18 protein-coding genes, 1 other RNA gene and 1 pseudogene are annotated in these 18,211 nt (G+C 72.9%); 6 read left to right on the top strand and 14 right to left on the bottom strand.

Features of this window, described 5'->3' with window-relative positions:
- Window positions 1-2 precede the first annotated feature (2 nt).
- Window positions 3-284, bottom strand: a complete 282-nt coding sequence (locus tag P3X83_RS36385) for an NAD(P)-binding protein (RefSeq protein ID WP_277309912.1) — start codon at window positions 282-284, stop codon at window positions 3-5.
- 58 nt (window positions 285-342) lie between these two features.
- Between P3X83_RS36385 and P3X83_RS36380 the strand changes: the two genes are divergently transcribed.
- The 5 genes and pseudogenes from P3X83_RS36380 to P3X83_RS43390 form a co-directional block, all read left to right on the top strand.
- Window positions 343-1,182, top strand: a complete 840-nt coding sequence (locus P3X83_RS36380) for a Nif3-like dinuclear metal center hexameric protein (RefSeq protein ID WP_277309911.1) — start codon at window positions 343-345, stop codon at window positions 1,180-1,182.
- Window positions 1,179-1,919, top strand: coding sequence for a C4-type zinc ribbon domain-containing protein (locus P3X83_RS36375; RefSeq protein WP_277309910.1), 741 nt, complete (start codon window positions 1,179-1,181; stop codon window positions 1,917-1,919). The genes P3X83_RS36380 and P3X83_RS36375 overlap by 4 nt, the downstream gene beginning before the upstream one ends.
- Window positions 1,916-3,079, top strand: a complete 1,164-nt coding sequence (locus P3X83_RS36370) for a bifunctional RNase H/acid phosphatase (RefSeq protein ID WP_277309909.1) — start codon at window positions 1,916-1,918, stop codon at window positions 3,077-3,079. The genes P3X83_RS36375 and P3X83_RS36370 overlap by 4 nt, the downstream gene beginning before the upstream one ends.
- A gap of 162 nt (window positions 3,080-3,241) precedes the next feature.
- Window positions 3,242-3,643: RNase P RNA component class A (gene rnpB / locus P3X83_RS36365), an RNA gene on the top strand.
- Window positions 3,644-4,253: 610 nt separating this feature from the next.
- A pseudogene (locus P3X83_RS43390) lies at window positions 4,254-4,511 on the top strand (ATP-binding cassette domain-containing protein); the annotation flags it as partial.
- Window positions 4,512-4,609: 98 nt separating this feature from the next.
- Here P3X83_RS43390 and P3X83_RS36360 read toward each other — a convergent pair.
- Together P3X83_RS36360 and P3X83_RS36355 are read right to left on the bottom strand one after the other, a co-directional pair.
- Window positions 4,610-5,269, bottom strand: a complete 660-nt coding sequence (locus tag P3X83_RS36360) for an SRPBCC family protein (protein WP_277309908.1) — start codon at window positions 5,267-5,269, stop codon at window positions 4,610-4,612.
- Window positions 5,266-5,640, bottom strand: a complete 375-nt coding sequence (locus P3X83_RS36355) for a metalloregulator ArsR/SmtB family transcription factor (protein WP_277309907.1) — start codon at window positions 5,638-5,640, stop codon at window positions 5,266-5,268. The genes P3X83_RS36360 and P3X83_RS36355 overlap by 4 nt, the downstream gene beginning before the upstream one ends.
- 90 nt (window positions 5,641-5,730) lie before the next feature.
- Here P3X83_RS36355 and P3X83_RS36350 point away from each other — a divergent pair, with 90 nt between their 5' ends.
- Complete coding sequence (locus tag P3X83_RS36350) at window positions 5,731-6,294, top strand: hypothetical protein (RefSeq protein ID WP_277309906.1); 564 nt, start codon at window positions 5,731-5,733, stop codon at window positions 6,292-6,294.
- Window positions 6,295-6,531: 237 nt separating this feature from the next.
- On the opposite strand, the gene P3X83_RS36345 is transcribed toward P3X83_RS36350, so the two are convergent.
- The 11 genes from P3X83_RS36345 to P3X83_RS36295 all read right to left on the bottom strand — a co-directional run.
- Window positions 6,532-7,389 carry an SAM-dependent methyltransferase gene (locus P3X83_RS36345; protein ID WP_277309905.1) on the bottom strand — a complete coding sequence of 286 codons (858 nt, stop codon included), beginning with the start codon at window positions 7,387-7,389 and terminating at the stop codon, window positions 6,532-6,534.
- A 77-nt stretch (window positions 7,390-7,466) separates the two neighbouring features.
- Window positions 7,467-9,350, bottom strand: coding sequence for a VWA domain-containing protein (locus tag P3X83_RS36340; RefSeq protein WP_277309904.1), 1,884 nt, complete (start codon window positions 9,348-9,350; stop codon window positions 7,467-7,469).
- Between the two features lie 76 nt (window positions 9,351-9,426).
- On the bottom strand, window positions 9,427-10,230 hold the full coding sequence (locus P3X83_RS36335) for an SAM-dependent methyltransferase (RefSeq protein WP_277309903.1): 804 nt from the start codon (window positions 10,228-10,230) through the stop codon (window positions 9,427-9,429).
- Between the two features lie 186 nt (window positions 10,231-10,416).
- Window positions 10,417-11,508, bottom strand: coding sequence for a pyrroloquinoline quinone biosynthesis protein PqqE (gene pqqE, locus P3X83_RS36330; RefSeq protein ID WP_277309902.1), 1,092 nt, complete (start codon window positions 11,506-11,508; stop codon window positions 10,417-10,419).
- Window positions 11,505-11,768, bottom strand: coding sequence for a pyrroloquinoline quinone biosynthesis peptide chaperone PqqD (gene pqqD / locus P3X83_RS36325; protein WP_277309901.1), 264 nt, complete (start codon window positions 11,766-11,768; stop codon window positions 11,505-11,507). The genes pqqE and pqqD overlap by 4 nt, the downstream gene beginning before the upstream one ends.
- Window positions 11,765-12,460: a pyrroloquinoline-quinone synthase PqqC gene (pqqC, locus tag P3X83_RS36320; RefSeq protein ID WP_277309900.1), complete on the bottom strand. Its 696-nt coding sequence runs from the start codon at window positions 12,458-12,460 to the stop codon at window positions 11,765-11,767. The genes pqqD and pqqC overlap by 4 nt, the downstream gene beginning before the upstream one ends.
- The gene (locus P3X83_RS36315) at window positions 12,457-13,362 is read right to left on the bottom strand and encodes an MBL fold metallo-hydrolase (RefSeq protein WP_277309899.1); all 906 of its coding nucleotides are present in this window, start codon (window positions 13,360-13,362) and stop codon (window positions 12,457-12,459) included. Before P3X83_RS36315 ends, pqqC begins: the two co-directional genes overlap by 4 nt.
- A gap of 129 nt (window positions 13,363-13,491) precedes the next feature.
- Window positions 13,492-13,650, bottom strand: a complete 159-nt coding sequence (gene pqqA / locus P3X83_RS36310; protein ID WP_277309898.1) for a pyrroloquinoline quinone precursor peptide PqqA — start codon at window positions 13,648-13,650, stop codon at window positions 13,492-13,494.
- Window positions 13,651-13,762: 112 nt separating this feature from the next.
- Window positions 13,763-14,773, bottom strand: coding sequence for an NAD-dependent epimerase/dehydratase family protein (locus P3X83_RS36305; protein ID WP_277309896.1), 1,011 nt, complete (start codon window positions 14,771-14,773; stop codon window positions 13,763-13,765).
- A 5-nt stretch (window positions 14,774-14,778) separates the two neighbouring features.
- A complete protein-coding gene (locus P3X83_RS36300; RefSeq protein ID WP_277309894.1) occupies window positions 14,779-17,136 on the bottom strand; it encodes a SulP family inorganic anion transporter in 2,358 nt (785 codons plus the stop codon).
- 82 nt (window positions 17,137-17,218) lie between these two features.
- Window positions 17,219-18,211: BTAD domain-containing putative transcriptional regulator (locus P3X83_RS36295; RefSeq protein WP_277309893.1), on the bottom strand; the 993-nt coding region annotated here is incomplete at its 5' end.

The following is an 18,211-nucleotide window of genomic DNA, read 5'->3' as shown; positions in this document are numbered from 1 at the left end:
GTTCAGCCCCTCCTCAGGTCCTTGGCATGTCCGGGGACGACGTTACCCGTGGGAATGCCCGCGGCGTAATGGCGGCGAGTCCGGGTGGAATATTTTTCAAAAAAGTAAGAATGCAAATGGAATGGGATATCGCACCCCGATCCTGAATGCGCGTTGCCCCGCCGCTCGCCGCCGATCCGATCGGCCTTCTCAAAAACCGTGAACGACGCGATTCCAGCGGCTCGCCACCGAATCTCCGTGCACTGTCCGCCGAACCCCGCGCCGATGATCGCGACAGTGGGCATGCCCGCCCTCCCGTGTCAGGATGCGCTTACAGTATGAGCGCCGGGTAAGGTGCGCAACGTGCCAGGAGCAACGCTTGCCGCCGTGGTCGCGGAGATCGAGTCGATGTACGAGCCCGCCTGGGCCGAGTCGTGGGACGCGGTGGGCCTGGTCTGCGGTGATCCGGCCGCGAAGGTCCACCGGGTGCTGTTCGCCGTCGATCCGGTCGCGGTCGTCGTCGAGGAGGCACTGACCTGGAACGCCGACCTGATCGTCGCCCACCACCCGCTCTACCTGCGCGGCACCACCAGCGTCGCCGCGACCAGCGCCAAGGGCCGGGTCGTGCACACCCTGATCAGGAACGGCATCGCGCTGCACACCGCGCACACCAACGCCGACGCCGCCGACCCCGGCGTCTCCGACGCCCTGGCCAGGGCCGTCGGCCTGACCGGCGACCTCGTGCCGCTGCTGCCCACCCCCGGCGACCCCACGCGCGGCCTCGGCCGGATCGGCTGCCTGCCCGCCCCCATGACGCTGGCCGCGTTCGCCGCCCACGCCGCCAACGGCCTGCCGCGCACCGCCTGGGGCCTGCGCGTGGCGGGCGACCCCGAACGCGTCCTGCACAAGGTCGCGGTCAGCGGAGGCGCCGGCGACTCCCTGCTGAGCACCGCCAGGGCCGCGGGCGTGGACGCCTTCCTCACCGCCGACCTGCGCCACCACCCCGCGAGCGAGTTCGTCGAGGACGGCGGGCCCGCACTGCTCGACGCCGCGCACTGGGCGACCGAATGGCCGTGGCTGGCCGACGCCGCCGCCCGTCTGGCGTCCCGCCTCGCCGCGCGGGGGATTACTGTTGAGACGCGCGTCTCCCCGACGGTCACAGACGCCTGGACCACAACAGCACAGTGCGAGGATACGAAGTGAAAGCAGCCCCGGAAGCCCAGAAGCGACTGCTCCAGCTCGCGGAGCTCGACTCCATCCTCGACCGGCTGGCCCACCGCCGCCGCACGCTGCCCGAGCTGGCAGAGATCGACGAGGCGGCGGCACGTCAGGCCCGCCTGTCCACACAGGTGATCAGCGCCGAGACGGAGTCCGGCGACCTCGCCCGCGACCAGGCGAAGGCCGAGCGTGACGTCGACGCCGTGCGCAGCCGCGCCGAGCGCGACCAGAAGCGCCTCGACTCCGGCCAGGTCGGATCCCCCAAGGAACTGGCCGGCCTGCAGTCCGAGATCACCTCCCTGCGGCGCAGGCAAGGCGACCTCGAAGAGGTCGTGCTGGAGATCATGGAACGCCGCGAGTCGGCCGACGCCCGCGTCGCCACCCTGACCGCCGAGCGCGACGAGGCCGCCACGGTCCGCGCCGCCGGTGAGGAACGCCGCGACACCGCGTTCGCCGAGATCGACAAGGAGCGTGCCGAGACGGATGGCAAGCGCTCCGGCATCGCCACAGACATCCCCGCCGACCTGCTCGCCCTCTACGAGAAGCTGCGCGGCCAGTACGGCGTCGGCGCGGCGATGCTGCGCGGCGGGCGGTGCCAGGGGTGCAAGGTCTCCCTGTCCATCGCCGACCTCAACCAGATCAGGGCCGCCGCCCCCGACGAGGTCGTCCGCTGCGAGGAGTGCCGCCGCATCCTCGTCCGCACCCCCGAGTCCGGTCTGTGAGCCCTGCCGCCTCCGCCACGGAGTTCGTGGTCGAAGCCGACGGCGGATCCCGGGGCAACCCGGGCCCCGCCGGCTACGGATCCGTGGTCAAGGACCCCGGCGGCGCGGTCCTGGCCGAGAACGCCGAGGCCATCGGGGTCGCCACCAACAACATCGCCGAATACCGAGGTCTCATCTCCGGCCTCGCCGCCGTGCTGTCGCTCGGCGGCGAGGGCTCGGCGGTCGAGGTCCGGATGGACTCCAAGCTGGTCGTCGAGCAGATGTCCGGGCGCTGGAAGATCAAGAACGAGGGGCTGCGGCCGCTCGCCGTCGAGGCCGCCGCGCTCGCCCGGCGCCTGCGCGTCACCTGGACCTGGATCCCCCGTGAGCGCAACGGCCACGCCGACCGCCTGGCCAACGAGGCCATGGACGCCGCGGCCAAGGGCCTGGCCTGGAGCGCCAGTGCCCGGCCCGCCGACGAGGAGTCCGAGGTCGCCTCCCTGCTCGCCGAGGAGGAGACCGACCCGCTGTCCCGTAAGGGCACCGGCTGGCGCGGCCCGACCACGGCGGCCACCACCCTGCTGCTCCTGCGGCACGGCGAGACCCCGCTCTCGGTAGAGCGCCGCTTCTCCGGCAAGGGCGACGTCGGGCTCACCCCGAACGGCGTGGCCCAGGCAGAGGCGGCGGCGGCGCGGCTGGCCCGCAAGCCGTACGAGATCGAGGTGATCGTGTCCTCGCCGCTGGCCCGTGCCCGGGCCACCGCCGAACTGGTCGCGGCCCGCTCGGGCCTGCCCATCATCATCGAGGACGGCCTGCGCGAGACCGACTTCGGCGACTGGGAGGGCAGCACCTTCACCGAGATCAGGCGCGGCTGGCCAGACGCCTTCGAGGCCTGGCTCGCCGACCCCGAGGCCGCCCCGCCCGGCGGCGAGAGCTTCGAGGCCGTGGCCGAGAGGGTTCAGGACACCCTGGAACGCCTGCTGGCCGACCACGCGGGCAAGACCGTGCTCGCGGTGTCGCACGTCACGCCGATCAAGACCCTGCTCCGCCTCGCCCTCGCGGCGCCCCCGGCGGCCCTCTACCGCATGCACCTCGACCTGGCCTGCCTGTCCATGATCGAGTACTACGCCGACGGGCCCGCCGTGGTGAAGTCCTTCAACGACACCGCCCACCTGCGCTGATTCCCCCGCCCAAGAAGCGGTCGTGCCGGACTCCGGGGCTGCCGGCACGACCGCCGCTCGTGCCACCGCCCTCCCGGCCGGTGACCTGTCCCATTCGACCGGTCCGCGCTTGTTGATCGGTTGGAACGCGCTTGAGAAACGCTAAGCTGAAAGGACGGCGGACGAGCCGGCCGGGCGGTCGCGTCGGGTCCCGTAAGGGGCCCGCCGAGGAAGGTCCGGGCTCCACAGGGCAGGGTGGTCGGTAACACCGACCCGGGGCGACCCGCGGGACAGTGCCACAGAGAGCAGACCGCCTCCCGGCCCGCCGGGAGGTAAGGGTGAAAGGGTGGTGTAAGAGACCACCAGCGCCCACGGCGACGTGGGCGGCTAGGTAAACCCCACCCGGAGCAAGGTCAAGAAGGGGCGGCCCGAAAGGACCACCCCGCGCGCGACGTTCGAGGGCTGCCCGCCCGATGCCGCGCGGGTAGACCGCTTGAGGCCGTCGGCAACGACGGCCCTAGATGGATGGCCGCCGCCCGCCCTACGGGGCAGGCACAAAACCCGGCCTACAGGCCGACTCGTCCGCCTTCCCCACATTCCCCTGCACGGACAGGCCCCAGTGGGCCTCCTGCCCCCGCCCGTCCCGCCGCTGTTCCGCCGTCCACCCCGGCCGGGCGCTTGGACCCGCCGCACGCCCAATCCAGCCCGGAGAGGGCAACGAGAACGGGCACATCCGAGTCGGTCGGCGGTTCTGATCACGGTACGTTGTAAACGGTTCCGGAGGCACTGGAGTGGCGGCAGTCGGTTCACGTGCCGGTGGCGCCGGGGGAGGGCGAGGCGCGCCTCTGATGGGACGCCCCTGGGGCCGAGGGGGTGTCGGCGCCTCGCCGACGATCCCCGAATCTCCATCTGGCCACGAGAAAGCCTGATCGTGCGGTGCCCCGGAGGACTGAATTCCTCTGGCGGGCTCAGGCGGCGGGTGGGGGAGGCGGGGTGAGGGCTTCGATGCCGGCGATGATTCGGGTCAGGCCGAAGGTGAAGTCGGTGTCGTTGGTGCGGTCGGGGGGTTCTTGGTAGAGGCCGGAGGCGAGGACTTCGGCTACGAGGGTGAGGCCGCGGTCGGCCAGGAGTTCGCCGAGGGCGGGGATGGCGGAGTGGTCTTCGTCTAGGGGGCCACGGTGATGGGCCCGTCGGGTCCAGGAAGAGCACCCTGCTGCACTGCGCGGCGGGCCTCGACACGCCGACCTCTGGCAGCGTGACGCCGGCGGACCAGCCGCTCGGCGAGCCGACCGAGGATCAGCTCACCGTCCTGCGGCGCGAGCGGGCGGCCTTCGTCTTCCAGTCCTACAACCTGATGCCGTCCCTGGACGTGCTCCAGAACGTCAACCTGCCGCACCTGCTCGCCGGGCGCCGGGCCGACCCGCTGGCGGCCATGTGGGCCATCGAACGCGTGGGCCTGGCCGACCGCGTCCACCACCTGCCCGCCGAGCCGGCCCGGCCCGCTGTCGGTCCTCCTCGGGCTGACGGACGACGACCCAGGGGCGGCCGGGGTCAGTCGCCCGAGGGGTCCGCGGGCGCGGGGACGAAGTGCCGGGTGCTGAAGGCGATGGCGGCGGCGAGGGCGTCGTCGTCGGTGGACCAGGCGGCCTGGACGGCGGGCCCCCAGGCGTGGCAGGCGCGGATGGAGAAGTCCCGCCCCTCGGGGGTGCCGCCCCAGGTCGCCGGGTCGAACTCGTCTCCCCGCAGGTGCATGTCGAGGCCGAGCAGGGTGAGGTCCCAGCCGCAGCCCATGCTGATCGTGTGGCCGGGACCATGCGCGCGGACCAGCGCGTCGACGATCTCGGCCGACGAGGTGTGCTCCAGCTCCAGCACGGTCCCGCCGTCGGCGCCGGGCGTCAGGCGGACCTCCAGCTCGGTGTGCATGCCCTCGCCGAAGATCCAGGTCACCGCGATCAGGCTGGGCTTCTCACAGCGCAGGATGTCGCCGCCCGCGTTGCCCTTGAGCTGGTAGGTGCCGCCGAGCCGGAGGTCGCCCTCGACGGGGGCCAGCCAGCGGCCGATCCGGTCGGCCTCGGTGCAGGCGCTCCACACGTCTTCGATCGGGGCGTCGTAGGTGCGGCGCAGCAGCAGTGAACGCCCAGCGCCGGTGCTCGTCGCGAGGTCGCCGATCTCCCGGTGGGTGGCGTTGACCTGCTGAACGATGTCGGTCATGTGTCTTCCTCGTGTTCCGGTTGCGTTGCCCGCTGCGGTCCTTCCGCGCGGTGCGCATGCCTGCCGTGTGCCAGTTCGGCGCCCAGGGCGTCGAGCCGCGCGTTCCAGTAGCGGCGGAAGCGCGCCAGCCACAGGTCGATCTCCCGCAGCGGGGCGGACTCGACGGCGTACAGACGCCGGTTGCCGACCGGGCGGACGCTCGCGAATCCGGACTCCCGCAGCACCCGCAGGTGCCGCGACACCGCGGGCTGGGAGATCCCGAACTCCGCCCGGATGACTCCGCCCATCGCCCCGGCGTGCCGTTCGCCGTCGGCGAGAAGCTCCAGTATGCGGCGCCTGACCGGGTCGCCGAGCACCTCGAAGGCCTGCATGGCATCGAGAATGTCAGTCCAGCCTTATATAAGTCAAGCATTAATTTAAGCGGTGGACCACGGGGCCGGGGAGGGCTAGCTTGTCCTGTTGTGGGACTGGAGGCGGCGATCACCCTCGGCGTGACGGTGCTGCTGGCGGTCGCCGGCCTCATCGTGACCTACGTGACGAACCTGCGGCTGGCACGGCGCAAGGACCGGCTCGACCGGGTGAGCCGGCAGCTCGCCGAGTTCTACGGGCCGCTGTTCGCGCTGATGGAGGCGAGCGACCGGCTGTGGGGCGAGATGTGGCCGCGCCAGAGCTTCGCGCCCGGCACGCCCCGGCCGACGCCGTCACAGATGGCGACGTGGCGGCGGTGGATGACGCACGTCTACATGCCGCTGAACCGCCGGATGGCGGAGATCGTCATCACCCGGGCCGACCTGCTGGTGGAGGACCACCTGCCCAAGTGCCTGGAGGACCTGTGCGCGCACGTGATCGGCTACGAGGCCGTCCTCGCGCACTGGCAGGAGGACGGCTTCGACTCCGCCGACTGGAAGGACCACATCTCGCTGATCGACTTCCCCCGGAACGGCCTGTGGCCCTACGTGCAGCACTCCTTCACCACCCTGAAGCGGGAGCAGGCCCGGCTGCTGGCGCAGGTGCAGCGGACTTGATCCCGCCCCCGGCGGTCACCGGTCCCATCTGGGGGTGAGCACCGCGATGTGCGGGTGCGACCCCGACACGCTGACGTGCTGCACGTGCGCGGGCACCAGACCGTGGCCGATGGCGACGGCAGGCCCGGCGGCGCCTGGTTCGCCTCGTGTCGCGGACGGGTGGTCAGTTTCGGGTGAAGAAGTACATGGACGGCAGGCCACCAGGAATCGCCGCCGGGCCAGGCGGCCCCGATCGCGTCAGGGTCTGCGCGCGACGCCCCCGACGAAGTCGTGGTAGGTGATCGACTGCCGGGTGTCGTCGCTTGGCGCGGGACGCCACTCGGACAGCGGCACCAGCCCGGGGGACAGCAGCTCCCAGTCGCCGAAGTAGGCCAGGATCTCCTCCCGGCTGCGCCAGCGCCCGGTGCCCAGCCGCTGGTTGAACACCCGCTCGGCGGCCCTGGCGTGCTCGGCCACCTCTGGATGCGCCGCCCCCGGATTGCAGAAGTGCGAGAGGGCGAAGTGGCTGCCGGACGGCAGGGCGTCGCGCAGGCCGGCGGCGATCACCTCGGGCCGCTCGTGGTCGTTGAGGTGGTGCAGGATGCCGAAGAGGAGCATCCCGACCGGCTTGGACAGATCGACGAGCCCGGTCGCCTGGCTGTCGTGGAGCAGCGTCTCCGGCTCGCGCAGGTCGCAGTCCACGACCGCGGTGCCCAGGGTCTTGGCCAGCAGCGCCCGGCCGTGCGCCAGCACGGTGGGGTCATTGTCGATGTAGATCACCCGCGCCTCGGGGAGCACCGACTGGGCGATCTCGTGCACGTTGCCCCGGGTGGGTAAGCCCGAGCCGATGTCGATGAACTGGGTGATGCCCGCGTTCACCGCGAGGTGGCGCACCACCCGGCCGAGGAACTGCCGGTTGGCGCGGGCCGCCTCGGGGGCGTCGGGCGCGAGCTGCAACAGCATGCTCGCCACCCGCTGGTCGACCGCATAGTTGTCCTTGCCGCCGAGCAGGTAGTCGTAGACCCTGGCCACGCTCGGCTTGGTGTGGTCGATCCCCTCCACCACCCGCTGCCGCTTGGCGCGGTTCTCGCTCGGTTCGTGGAGGTCGTCTGACATGTGGTGCACCCGTTTTCCCTCGCGCGCGTCCGGCGGGGCCGTGCCGGATCATGGCACAGCGTAACGTGATCATGGCGCTAACGGGGACGTCGGCGGACCAGAATCACGATCAATCCCGCCAGCGCCAGCAGGGCCAGCGGGACTCCGGCCCACACCACCGGCCCGGCATCGGACAGAGCCCCCCAAGCGCCCCCATTCGCCGGCGAGGGTGCGGGCCGCGTCGGCGGCTCGGTCGCCGGAGCGGAAGGCCGCGGATCGGAGGACGGCGGGACGGCGGGCGCGGTCTCGTAGGCGGGACCCGGCTCGGGCTCGCCGGTCACCGAGACGTCGAGCCCGATCTCGACCGGGGGATAGGCGACCTCGCCGCGCAGGGTGGGGCGGCTGCCGTACTTGACCGCGATGTAGTACCACCCGGCGACGGCCTGGCCCCTGGTGGCGGTCAGCTCGCGGTTGAGGTAGCGGACCGGCCGGGTGGCCATCGCGTCGCCGCCGGGGGGCAGCGTGGCGGTCCGGCCGTCGTACCAGACGGTGCCGGACTCGGCGAGCTGGGCGCGGGCGGGGCCGTACAGGTAGGTCTTGGTCAGGACGCGCGCGCCGAACTCCGCCGACTCGGGCAGCCGCACCCGGTAGGCCAGGCCCTGGCCCCAGTCCAGCCGCACCCGGTAGAACACGTACTCGCCGGGGTGCACGGTGTCGGCGTAGCGGCCGGGACCGGACAGGGTGCCCGCGGTGGCGAACGACCCGCCGCCGGTGACGTCCGTGGCGGCGTCGCCCGAGGGTTCGGCGAAGGCGACCTCGTCCGTCCCCCTCGCGGGGCCGGGGTCGCCCGGGACGGGGGCCTCCAGGCGGACGCCCAGCTCCAGCCATGCCGGGTCGCCGGTGGCGGGCCTGGTCTCACGCTCCACCATGACCACGAACCGGCCGGGACGGTCGCAGGGCCGACGGGCGTCCGCGCCATCGGCGGTGGTCCAGCTACGGACCAGCGGGACGACCGGATCGCCCGCGCTGCTGTGGCCCGTGTCGCGCCAGGCGCAGCGCGTGCCGTCCGGCGTGTAACGGGAGATCATGACCGACTCCCTGGCGGAGGACGCCGCCGGGAACACCCCGGTCGCGCCGAACCAGGCGGTGTTCCCGGGCGGCACGTCGATCGTGTAGTACTTCGCCTCGCCGGTGTCGATCTGGTCGAGGTGGTCGCCCGGCCGCAGCAGCGGGGCCCCCTCGGGGGAGTCCGCGCCGCGCGCCGGTGTGCCGGTCGGCTCGTAGTTGCGCAGCGCGATGCCGGTCACCCGGTCGAGAGCGGGGGCGAGGTCGCGGGCGTCGGCCGCGTCGGTGTATGAGCCGCCGGTCTGCTGGGCGACGCACGCGAGCTGCTTCTTGGTCTTGGCGTCCACGTCGAAGCCGATCGTGTGGACGCGCAGGTCGGCGCCGTTCTCGGCCAGCTCGGCGGCCACCTCGCAGGGGTCGGGCGGCGCGCAGGTGTCCTCGCCGTCGGAGACCAGCACGATGGAGCGCGGGCCCTCGGACGGCAGCGCCCCGGCCGCCGCGCGCAGCGCGCGGCCGATCGGCGTATATCCGCGCGGCCCGATGTCGTCGGCCGTGGCGACCAGCTCGGCGGCGGGCGTGCCGACCTCGTGCAGGACCTTCACGTCGCGGCACCCGGCGGGCTTGTCGGCGTCGGAGTTGCCGGTGCCCGTGCCGTAGACGGTCAGGCCGAGCCGCGCGTCGGCGGGCAGGCCCTCCACCACCGAGCGCACGGCGCGCCGGGCCGCGGCCATCTTGGTCTCGCCGTCCGCCGCCGGCTGGGCCATCGAGCCGGAGGCGTCCAGGACGAGCATGACCGGGGCCGGCTCATCCCGTGCCGCCGCGACGGCGTCGCGCGGGGCGTCGGCCGCGACGGCGACGCCGGTCGTGCCGAGCATGGTCACTAACGCCGCCGCCAGGCGGTGGATCGCGAGTCGCATCGCCGGTCCCCTCGTCTCCCAAGTAAGTAAAGCGAGACGCGTCGCACCCGGCCAGCGGGACGACCGATCGGGTCGGTCAGGGCTTGTGGCCCACCCCGCCGACCAGCACCCACGGCGACGGCGACAGAGCGGGCGGGACGGGGTCGTCGGGCCGCCACCGATCCACCTCGACCAGACCGGGGTCCACCAGCTCGAACCCGTCGAAGAAGCGCTCCACGGCCGGCCTGGCGCGCGGGCTGAGCGGGGTACCGGCGTTCTGGAAGCCACGCCGCGCGGCGTTCATCACCAGCGCGGGAGACTCATCGACGGTGTGCGAGATCACCAGATAGCTGCCGGGGGCCAGGACGCCGCACAGATGCGCCAGGATGCCCAGGGGATCCTCGCGGTCGGAGATGAAGTGCAGCACGGCCACCAGCAGCAGGCACACCGGCCGCTCGAAGTCGATCAGCCGCTGGGTCTCCGGGTGGTCCAGGATGTCGCCGGGGTCGCGCAGATCCTCCTGGATCACGGTGACCTGCGGGCTGGTGGCCAGCAGCGCCTGCCCGTGGACCACGACCACGGGATCTCGGTCCACGTAGACCACCCGTGACTCCGGCGCCGCGCGCATCGCCACCTGGTGCACGTTGTCGCGCGTGGGCAGCCCGGCGCCGATGTCCAGGAACTGCCGCACCCCGCCCTCGGTGGCCGCGTGGCGCACGGCCCGCCGCAGGAACGCGCGGTTGGCCAGCGCGGTGCGGGGGGCGGACGGGTTCACCTCGACCATGCGTTGCGCGGCGGCGCGGTCGGCGGCGTAGTTGTCCTTGCCGCCGAGCAGGTAGTCGTATATACGCGCGGTATTGGGAAACGTGGTGTCGACCCTCGGTAAGGGGTTGGTGGCCACTGCGGGCTCCCTGCGCACCAGTAAGCGGATTCCGGAGAGGTCGATCTTAGAGGGAAATCGCTCCCTTGTCCCCCGCGCTGGGCTCGCCCCGGTGTTCGGGGGACGAGAACCGAGGCGAGCGCTCACGACGATAGGACACGACCGGGCACGGCTCCGCGGCGTTGTGCACACAAGCGCCGCCCGCCGTCAGGTGTCGCCCGGCATCCTCCGATCGGCCACGACCGCCGTCCGTCCCGGCCCGCCCGCCGAGGCGATGCCGGTGATCAGGTGGTGGTCGGGGGAGAGCGAGCAGGCGGGGTCGGTGCGGGCGGCGTCCCCCGTGATCGCGTACGCCTGGCAGCGGCACCCCCCGAAGTCCTCCTCCCGGCGCGGGCAGCCCGCGCACGGCCCGCCCATCCACGCCGTGCCCCGGTAGGCGTTGAACGCCGCGGACTCCTCCCAGATCCAGCGCAGCGGATGCTCCCTGACGTCAGGGAAGTCCAGCCCGGGCAGCACGTAGGCACCGGGGCAGGGCAGGACCCGCCCGTCGGGCGCGATGGTCAGCGAGATCGCGCCCCAGCCGCCCATGCACGGCTTGGCGACGCCGTCGAAGTAGTCGGGGACCACCCAGACCAGTTCCACCCGCCCGGACAGCCGCTCGCGCCGCTCCCGGACGATCTCCTCCGCCCGGCTCACCTGCTCGCGGCCGGGCATCAGGTCGTCGCGGTTGCGCATGGCCCACCCGTAGAACTGGGTGTTGGCCAGCTCGATCCGCTCGGCGCCCCAGCGGACCCCCAGGTCGATGATCTCGCCCACCGCACCGAGGTTGTGGCGGTGCAGCACCACGTTCAGGCCGAGCGGCAGGCCGGCCTCGCGCACCAGCGCCGCCGCCCGCTCCTTGGCGGCGAACCACCGGCCGCCCGCGATGCGGTCCGAGGCGTCGGGCGTGGCGTCCTGCACCGAGAGCTGGACGCTGTGCAGCCCGGCGGCGACCAGATCGGCCATGCGCGCGGGCCGCAGTCCGGCGCCGCTGGTGACGAGCTGCGTGTAGATCCCGGACCGGGCCGCCGCCGCCACGATCGCGGCCAGGTCGGGCCGCAACAGCGGCTCGCCGCCAGACAGGTGGGCGTGCACCACGCCGAGCGCCGCCGCCTCGGCCATCGCCCGCTCCCACTGGGCGGTCGTCAGCTCGCGCTCGCGGGCGATCAGCTCGACGGGGTTGGAGCAGTAGGCGCAGTGCAGCGGGCAGGCGTGGGTCAGCTCGGCGAGCATCGCCCACGGGGCCGCGACCTCGCTCACTCCACCCACCCCTCGCCCTTGATCCGCGTCAGGAACTCGGCGACGTCGTCCACGGGCGCGCCGGGCCAGGCCGCGCCCAGCTCGTCGGCGATGGCGGTGACCGTGCGGTCGCCGTCGCACAGGCGCACCACTGCGGCGGCCTCCTCGTTGAGCACCACGATGCGCTCGGGCATGACCAGCAGGTCCTTCCCGCGAACCGGGTCGTGGCGGAGCATGATCGCGCGGCGCAGCCGGGGCCGCCAGCCGGGGGCCGCGCTCATCGGTAGGCCCGTTCCACCGCGTCCAGCAGCGACCACAGCACGTCGCACTTGAAGGACAGCGCCGCGACCGCCCGCTCCTGCTCGGCGCGGCCGTCCGCCCAGGACAGGACCAGGGCGAGCGCCTCCACGCCGTCGCGCGAGCCCTGCGGGACGCGGTTCTTGAAGTACGTGAGGCCGTCGGAGGCGACCCACTGGTAGTGCCGCTCGAAGGCGGCGATCCTGGTACGCATGATGTCGGGGGCGAACAGCTCGGTCAGGGAGGCGGCGACGGCCTCCAGCGGGGAGCCGAGCCGGCACAGGCCGACGTAACCCTCGACGGCCAGGCGCACGCCCGGCAGCACCCCCTCGCCGGACAGCAGCAGCTCCCGGTCGAGACCTGCGGCCTCGCCCAGGCGCAGCCAGCGCTCGATGCCGCCCTCGCCCTCGCGGGTGCCGTCGTGGTCGTGCAGCCGCCGGATCCACGAACGGCGCAGCTCGGCGCTGTCCAGCTTGCTCAGGATCAGCGCGTCCTTGATCGGGATGTGCCGCTGGTAGTGGAACCGGTTGAGGATCCAGCCGCGGATCTCGTCCCGGTTCAGGTCGCCAGCGTGCATCCGCATGTTGAAGGGGTGCAGGTGGTGGTATCGGGCCGCCGGTACGGCACGCATCCGCGCCTCGAACTCCGCGGCGTCCCACGCCTCGGCCGTGCTCACAGCTCGATCACCATGCCCTCCTCGGCCACTGCCAGGCCCAGCGCGGCCAGCTCCGCGCGCTCCGGCGAGTCCGGATCGACCAGCGGGCTGGTGTTGTTGAGATGCGTGTAGAGCGCCCGTCCCGGCAGCGCCGTGAGCCGCGCGGCGGTCTCGGTGACGGGCAGGTGCCCCATCTGGGTCGCGGTGCGCTTGGAGAAGCCGGACCGCAGGGGTTCCTCGTCGTCCCAGAAGGTGCCGTCGACGATCACGCAGTCGCTCGCGTACGCCGCCTCGTCGAGCGCGGGCGGCCAGACGCCCATCGCCGGCGCGTACAGCAGCGACCCGCCCGTCGCCCGGTCGCGCAGCCACAGCGCCACCACCCAGTCGCCCTCCGGGGATCCGGGACCGGCCGCGTAGCGCGGCCGTTTGTCCGACAGCGGGATCGAACTCACCTCGACCGTGCACTCGGGGCCCCCGGGGCCCCCGAGCGGCTCGAAGTCATCCCCGGACGGCAGGCCGCGCCAGGTCAGCCCCACGTACGGCGCCAGTAGCGCGTCCAGGCCCAGCCGCTCGGCGACCGCCTCGCGGACCGCCGGGGTGCTCCAGATCTCCAGCTCGTCGGCCTCGCGCAGCCGGGGCACGCCGAGCGTGTGGTCGAGTTCGGCGTCGGTGAGGAGCACACCGGCCAGCGGGGTGTCACGCGGGCCGGGGCCGGGCAGCAGCCAGGGACACGACTCGACCTGCTCCCCGAGGTCGGGGGTGGCGTTCACGATGTAGGCCCGGCCGGGCGCGGCCTCCACCGCCAGCGACGCGTGCAGCCGCCGCCGTTCCGGATGGGCTCGGGCTCCCCGGCAGCCGGGGCACGCGCAGTTCCACTGCGGGACGCCACCGCCCGCCGCCGTGCCGAGCACGCGTAACCGCATCGCGGCCTCCTCAGACGGGCCGCGGCAGGCCGGGGCCGGGGGCCGGGAGTCGCACGGGCATGTGTGGTTCCCCTCGTCGTCGTGCGGCCGGGGGCCCGCCGTCCGGGAGTCCGGACGGCGGGCCCGCGCTCACCGGGTGAGGAAGTAGGCCGTCATCTCCATCGACGCCTCGACGATCTGGTAGTCGGGCTTGTGCCAGGTCCGCTCCGCGGCCTCGCCGCGACCCTTGCGTCGCTTGGCGTGGACGCGCGGCGGGTGCTTGCCTTCCGGCATCTTCGGTGTCGCCATCGTTACTCGCCTCCCTTCGGTCCCAGTTTCACAATCTTTCCCCTTTTCTCACCGGAAGTAAGCACCTTTGAAAAGAAGGAAGGAAATGTTGTTGTTTCGCGTGATGGTCCCCCTAGCGGGCGGCCCAGGCGGCCAGGATGGCCGCCTCCTTGTCCGGCTCGATGCCGTGGGTCAGCATTGACGTGCGGAAACTGCGCTGGTCGACAGGGATGTCACGGAGCCAGGCCCAGGTGTCGGCCACCGTCTCGGCGACCGGGCGGCAGCGCAGCCCCGCGGCGGCGGCCTTGGCCGAAGACATATCCCAGAGTTCCTTCATGTCGGGTTTGTTGGGTACCCACAGCGGGAACTCGGTCCACGGCTCCACGTCGTGTTCCAGCAGGAAGTCGTCGTCCACCCAGATCGGCTCGGCGTCGGAGCCGGTCACCCGGGCGCACTCGGCGAGCCAGCCGCCGTAGGTGGTGTTGCCCTGCTCCCCGCTCGTCAGGAACCGGTCGTCGGTGCCCGCCTCGGCCTGGTCGAGGGTGAACGCGGCGATGTCGCGGGCGTCGATCACCTGCATCGGCTTGGCCGGATCGCCCGGGGCGAGCACCCGCCCGCCCCGCTGCATCCGGGTCAGCCACCACGGCAGCCGCCCCACGTTCTCGTGCGGGCCCAGGATCAGGCCGGGCTCGATGATCAGCCGGTTCCCGTCGAAGCCCTGTTCCACCGCGCGCTCGCACCCGGCCTTGAGCGTGCCGTAGTCGCCGTCGTCGGGACCGGCGTCAGGGGCGCACTCGAAGCGGGCCGACTCCTCGTTCACCGCCTTGGCGGGGAACTCGGAGATCGCCGAGATGCTGGAGATGAAGGCGTAGGTCGGGGCCCGTCCGGACAGCAGCCGCACCGACTCTCCGACCACCCGGGGGACGTAGCCGCAGACGTCGATCACGGCATCCCACTCGCGCCGCTCGGCCAGGCGCTCCAGGTCGGCGGTCACCTGCCGGTCGCCGTGCACCGCCTCGACCCCGGGTGCGTCGGCACCGCTGGCGCCGCGATTGAAGGTCGTGACCTGATGCCCGCGCCGCAGCGCCTCCTGGACGATCGCCCTGCCGAGGAACACCGTTCCACCGATGATCAAAGTTCGCATACGGGTCATTCTTCGGGCGATCGCCGCTGATGAGCAGGGGATTTCACCCCCAGCGCAAGCCGTCCGCTGCGGGCGGAACCACCTTCACCGGCCCCCGGCTCCGGGGCGGGCGCGGGGTCGGACCTTTCGCGGTTCAGCACGTGGACCCGCGCCGCGGCGATGTCGAAGTACAGCGCGACCAGCTCCAGCCGGCCCGCCGCGACCAGCTCCTCCACCATCGGGTAGGTGTGCAGGTGCTCCAGTTGCTGCAGCACGTTGAGCCGGCACAGCCGGTCGATGGGCGAGGTGCCGCCGCCCTCGTCGACCGCCGTGGCGAAGCGCTCCAGGCTCGGACGGCCGTGCCGCAGCCACCGCCGCAGCCCGGGCAGCTCGCCCGCGGGGTCGTCGCCGACCTCCAGCAGCTCGGTCATCGCGGCGCATCCGGTGTGGCCGCACACCGTGATGGTGCGCACCTTGAGCACCCGCAGCGCGTACTCCAGCGCGGCCACCACGGAGTCGTCGGACGGCTCGGCCCCGCGCCGGGGCACCAGATTGCCCACGTTGCGCACGGTGAACAGATCACCGGGCCCGCTCGCGGTGATCAGCGTGGGCACGATCCGGGAGTCGCTGCACGTGATGAACAGATGCCCCGGCTCCTGCTTGCGGGCCATCCTGGTGAGGAACGGCCGGACCAGGTGCGCGGTGCGACGGTGGAACTCGCCCGCCCCGGCCAGCAGCTCCCGGCCGGTCGTGGCCACCGGTGCGGCGCCCTCGCCACGCGCGGAGGCCGGCGGCGTCTCGCCGGGGCCGCTCGCCCGCCTGCGCTGCCGGTGGCCCAGGGGGAGCCACCAGCGTTCGGGGATCAGCGGCGGGGTCTTCGCCGGGAACATCCGGTCGCCGCTGGCGGCCATCGCGTACCACTCGTCATGCATCTCGTCGATGTCCACTGTGCCGCCGGACCGTTCGTGACCGAGCCGCCACGCGTGCAGGGCCTCGAAGGCCGCGTTGTCCATGAAGTCGATGTTGAGGTCGAGATCGACGGCTGCGCCCGCGGGGACGAGGCACAGCCCGGCGGTGATCCGCGGGACCCCGAGGAAGGTCAGCGAGCCGCCGATCAGCACGTGCCAGCGGCCCTCCGGCTCGGGGGTGACCTGGATGGTCACCCAGGTCAGCCTGCGCAGCGCGAGCAGCGCCGCCAGCGCCAGGCCGAGCAGCACCCCCTCGGCCAGGCCGAGCAGCGCGACCCCGAAGAAGGTGACCAGGTAGACCGGCACCTCGCCGTGCCCGCGCAGGTGCGGGATGTGGCCGAGGTCGATCATCTTGATGCCGGTGAAGACCAGCAGCGCGGCCAGCGCCTCCATCGGGATGAGCTGGACGGCCCAGGCCAGGCTGGTGGTGAAGACCAGCACCCAGAACCCGTGCAGGATGGTGGACCAGCGGCTGCGGCCACCGGCCCGCACGTTCGTGGTGCTGCGCACGATCACGCCCGCCACCGGCAGCCCGCCCAGGGCCCCGCTGACCAGGTTGGCCAGGCCCTGACCGGTCAGCTCGCGGTCGAGGTCGGCGCGCGGGCCGTCGTGCAGCTTGTCGACCCCGACCGAGCACAGCAGCGACTCGACTCCGGCCAGCAGCGCCACCAGCAGCACCGCCCCGGCCAGCGCGTGCCAGTCGCCCTGCGGCCAGATCGGGGACTGCCAGCCCTGGATGCTCTTCGCCAGGTCGACCCGGGTGACCTGCAGGCCGAGGGTGCTCGTGGCGAGCGCCGCCACCAGCAGGGCGGCGAGCGGGGCGGGCACCGCGCGCAGCGGGTGGGGGGCCTTGGCCCACAGCACCAGCACGGCGACGGTGATCATGCCGACCCACACGCCGTCGGTATGGTCGGTGAGGAGCTGGGCGGGGAGCTCGGAGATGTTCTCGATCGCCGATCGCTGCGGGCTGCCGCCCAGCACCACGTGGAGCTGGGACAGCGCGATCACCGCGCCGACCCCGGCCAGCATGCCGTGCACCACGGCGGGTGAGACGGCCAGCGCCGCGCGGGCCACCCTGAACAGGCCGAGGAGTAGCTGGAGGACGCCCGCCAGGAGCGTGATCATGCAGGTGGCCCGCCAGCCGTAGGTCCGCACCAGGTCGAAGACGACCAGGGCCAGACCGGCCGCGGGGCCGCTGACCTGTACGGCGGAGCCGCCGAAGAGGCCGCACACGACGCCGCCGACCACCGCGGCGATCAGTCCGGCGATGAGCGGCGCGCCGGAGGCGACCGCGATGCCCAGCGACAGGGGCACGGCCACCAGGAAGACCACCAGGGAGGCGGGCAGGTCGTGTCTGAGCACGGAGCGGAGGTGACGGAACGACACCGCACCATCACGCTGAGTGTTCGCTGTCATGCTGCAGACCCTATGCCCCTGGGCATGGGGATTTCAGCGGCCTGCGGGATCCCTTTGCAGACCGCGGGGGGAGATCGGAGTCTTAACGGTAATAGTCGGGATAGTCCGGGTCGGGTGCGCGGTGGTTGCCGCTGCGTCCGGCGGCGGATCCGCGGCCGGCGTCGGAGCTCGCTCCGGCCTCGGGCTGGCCGTACAGCTCGCTGTACGTGGGCCAGGTGCTGTTCGAACCGGGAGCGCCCGGCTCGCCCGGCGCGGGGGAGGGCCGCCGCTCGGTGTGACCGGAAAGGAGGTCTTCACCGGGAGAGCCGTAACCGTAGCCGGTGGGAGAGACGATCTTGCTGGGGCCGGTCGGCGTGGACATCGCGGGCGACGGGCCGGTGACGGTGTCGGATTCGTCGATCATCGCCCAACCGGCGCGGACCTCGTAGGAGCTGCCGCCGTAGGACTCGCCGCCCGGACGGCCCCCGCCCTGCCCGACCGCCGGGAAGGACTGGACGGCCTGCGCGGGCGGCGCCGGCCAGGGCCCGGTCGCCGGTGCGGGATCGTCGAGGATGTCGGCCGTGCCGCTCCACGCGTAGCTCTGCGGCTGCTCCTGGCGGGAGGCGGCCGGGGTGGGCTGCGGGTCGCCGGCCGGGAACCGTCCGCTCGGCGCGTTCGCCGGGCGGCCGGGGATCGGGCCGGTCGAGAGCGGGTCGCCGGAGATGCGCCCGGCGGCGAGGTGGCCAGTGGAAAGGTGCCCGGTGGACAGCGGGTCGCCGGCCAGCGGATCGGACGCCGGCTCGTGGGAGCGGGGCGTGGGACGGCTCCGCCTGCCCGTGGACAGCGGATCGGCCGACAACGGGTCGGTGAGCGGATCGGGGGCGACCTCGGCCCGCGCGGGCATGCGCTGGGTCCGCGCCGACGACGGCTGGCCGGCCAGCGGGTCGGGCCTGCCGCCGAAGCGGCCGCCCGGAGTTGAGCCGAGCGGGTCGGTCAGCGGGTCGGGCCTGGCGGGCACGGGCTCGACGCCCAGTTCGGCGGACAGCATCCGCCGGGTGTCGGCGTACAGGGTGAGCGCCTCGGCCCGCCGTCCGGT

Source organism: Spongiactinospora sp. TRM90649 (assembly GCF_029382225.1).
In the GTDB taxonomy this organism is placed as follows: domain Bacteria; phylum Actinomycetota; class Actinomycetes; order Streptosporangiales; family Streptosporangiaceae; genus Spongiactinospora.
This window is presented reverse-complemented; position numbering and strand designations above follow the sequence as displayed.

Coding starts and splice junctions, on each gene's coding strand:
- P3X83_RS36355 (WP_277309907.1), bottom strand. CDS start 5,640: ATGCAGGCCTTCGAGGTGCTCGGCGACCCGGTCAGGCGCCGCATACTG.
- P3X83_RS36345 (WP_277309905.1), bottom strand. CDS start 7,389: ATGTCAGACGACCTCCACGAACCGAGCGAGAACCGCGCCAAGCGGCAG.
- pqqD (WP_277309901.1), bottom strand. CDS start 11,768: ATGAGCGCGGCCCCCGGCTGGCGGCCCCGGCTGCGCCGCGCGATCATG.
- pqqA (WP_277309898.1), bottom strand. CDS start 13,650: ATGGCGACACCGAAGATGCCGGAAGGCAAGCACCCGCCGCGCGTCCAC.
- P3X83_RS36385 (WP_277309912.1), bottom strand. CDS start 284: ATGCCCACTGTCGCGATCATCGGCGCGGGGTTCGGCGGACAGTGCACG.
- P3X83_RS36340 (WP_277309904.1), bottom strand. CDS start 9,350: ATGCGACTCGCGATCCACCGCCTGGCGGCGGCGTTAGTGACCATGCTC.
- P3X83_RS36300 (WP_277309894.1), bottom strand. CDS start 17,136: ATGACAGCGAACACTCAGCGTGATGGTGCGGTGTCGTTCCGTCACCTC.
- P3X83_RS36315 (WP_277309899.1), bottom strand. CDS start 13,362: ATGCGGTTACGCGTGCTCGGCACGGCGGCGGGCGGTGGCGTCCCGCAG.
- P3X83_RS36360 (WP_277309908.1), bottom strand. CDS start 5,269: ATGACCGACATCGTTCAGCAGGTCAACGCCACCCACCGGGAGATCGGC.
- P3X83_RS36305 (WP_277309896.1), bottom strand. CDS start 14,773: ATGCGAACTTTGATCATCGGTGGAACGGTGTTCCTCGGCAGGGCGATC.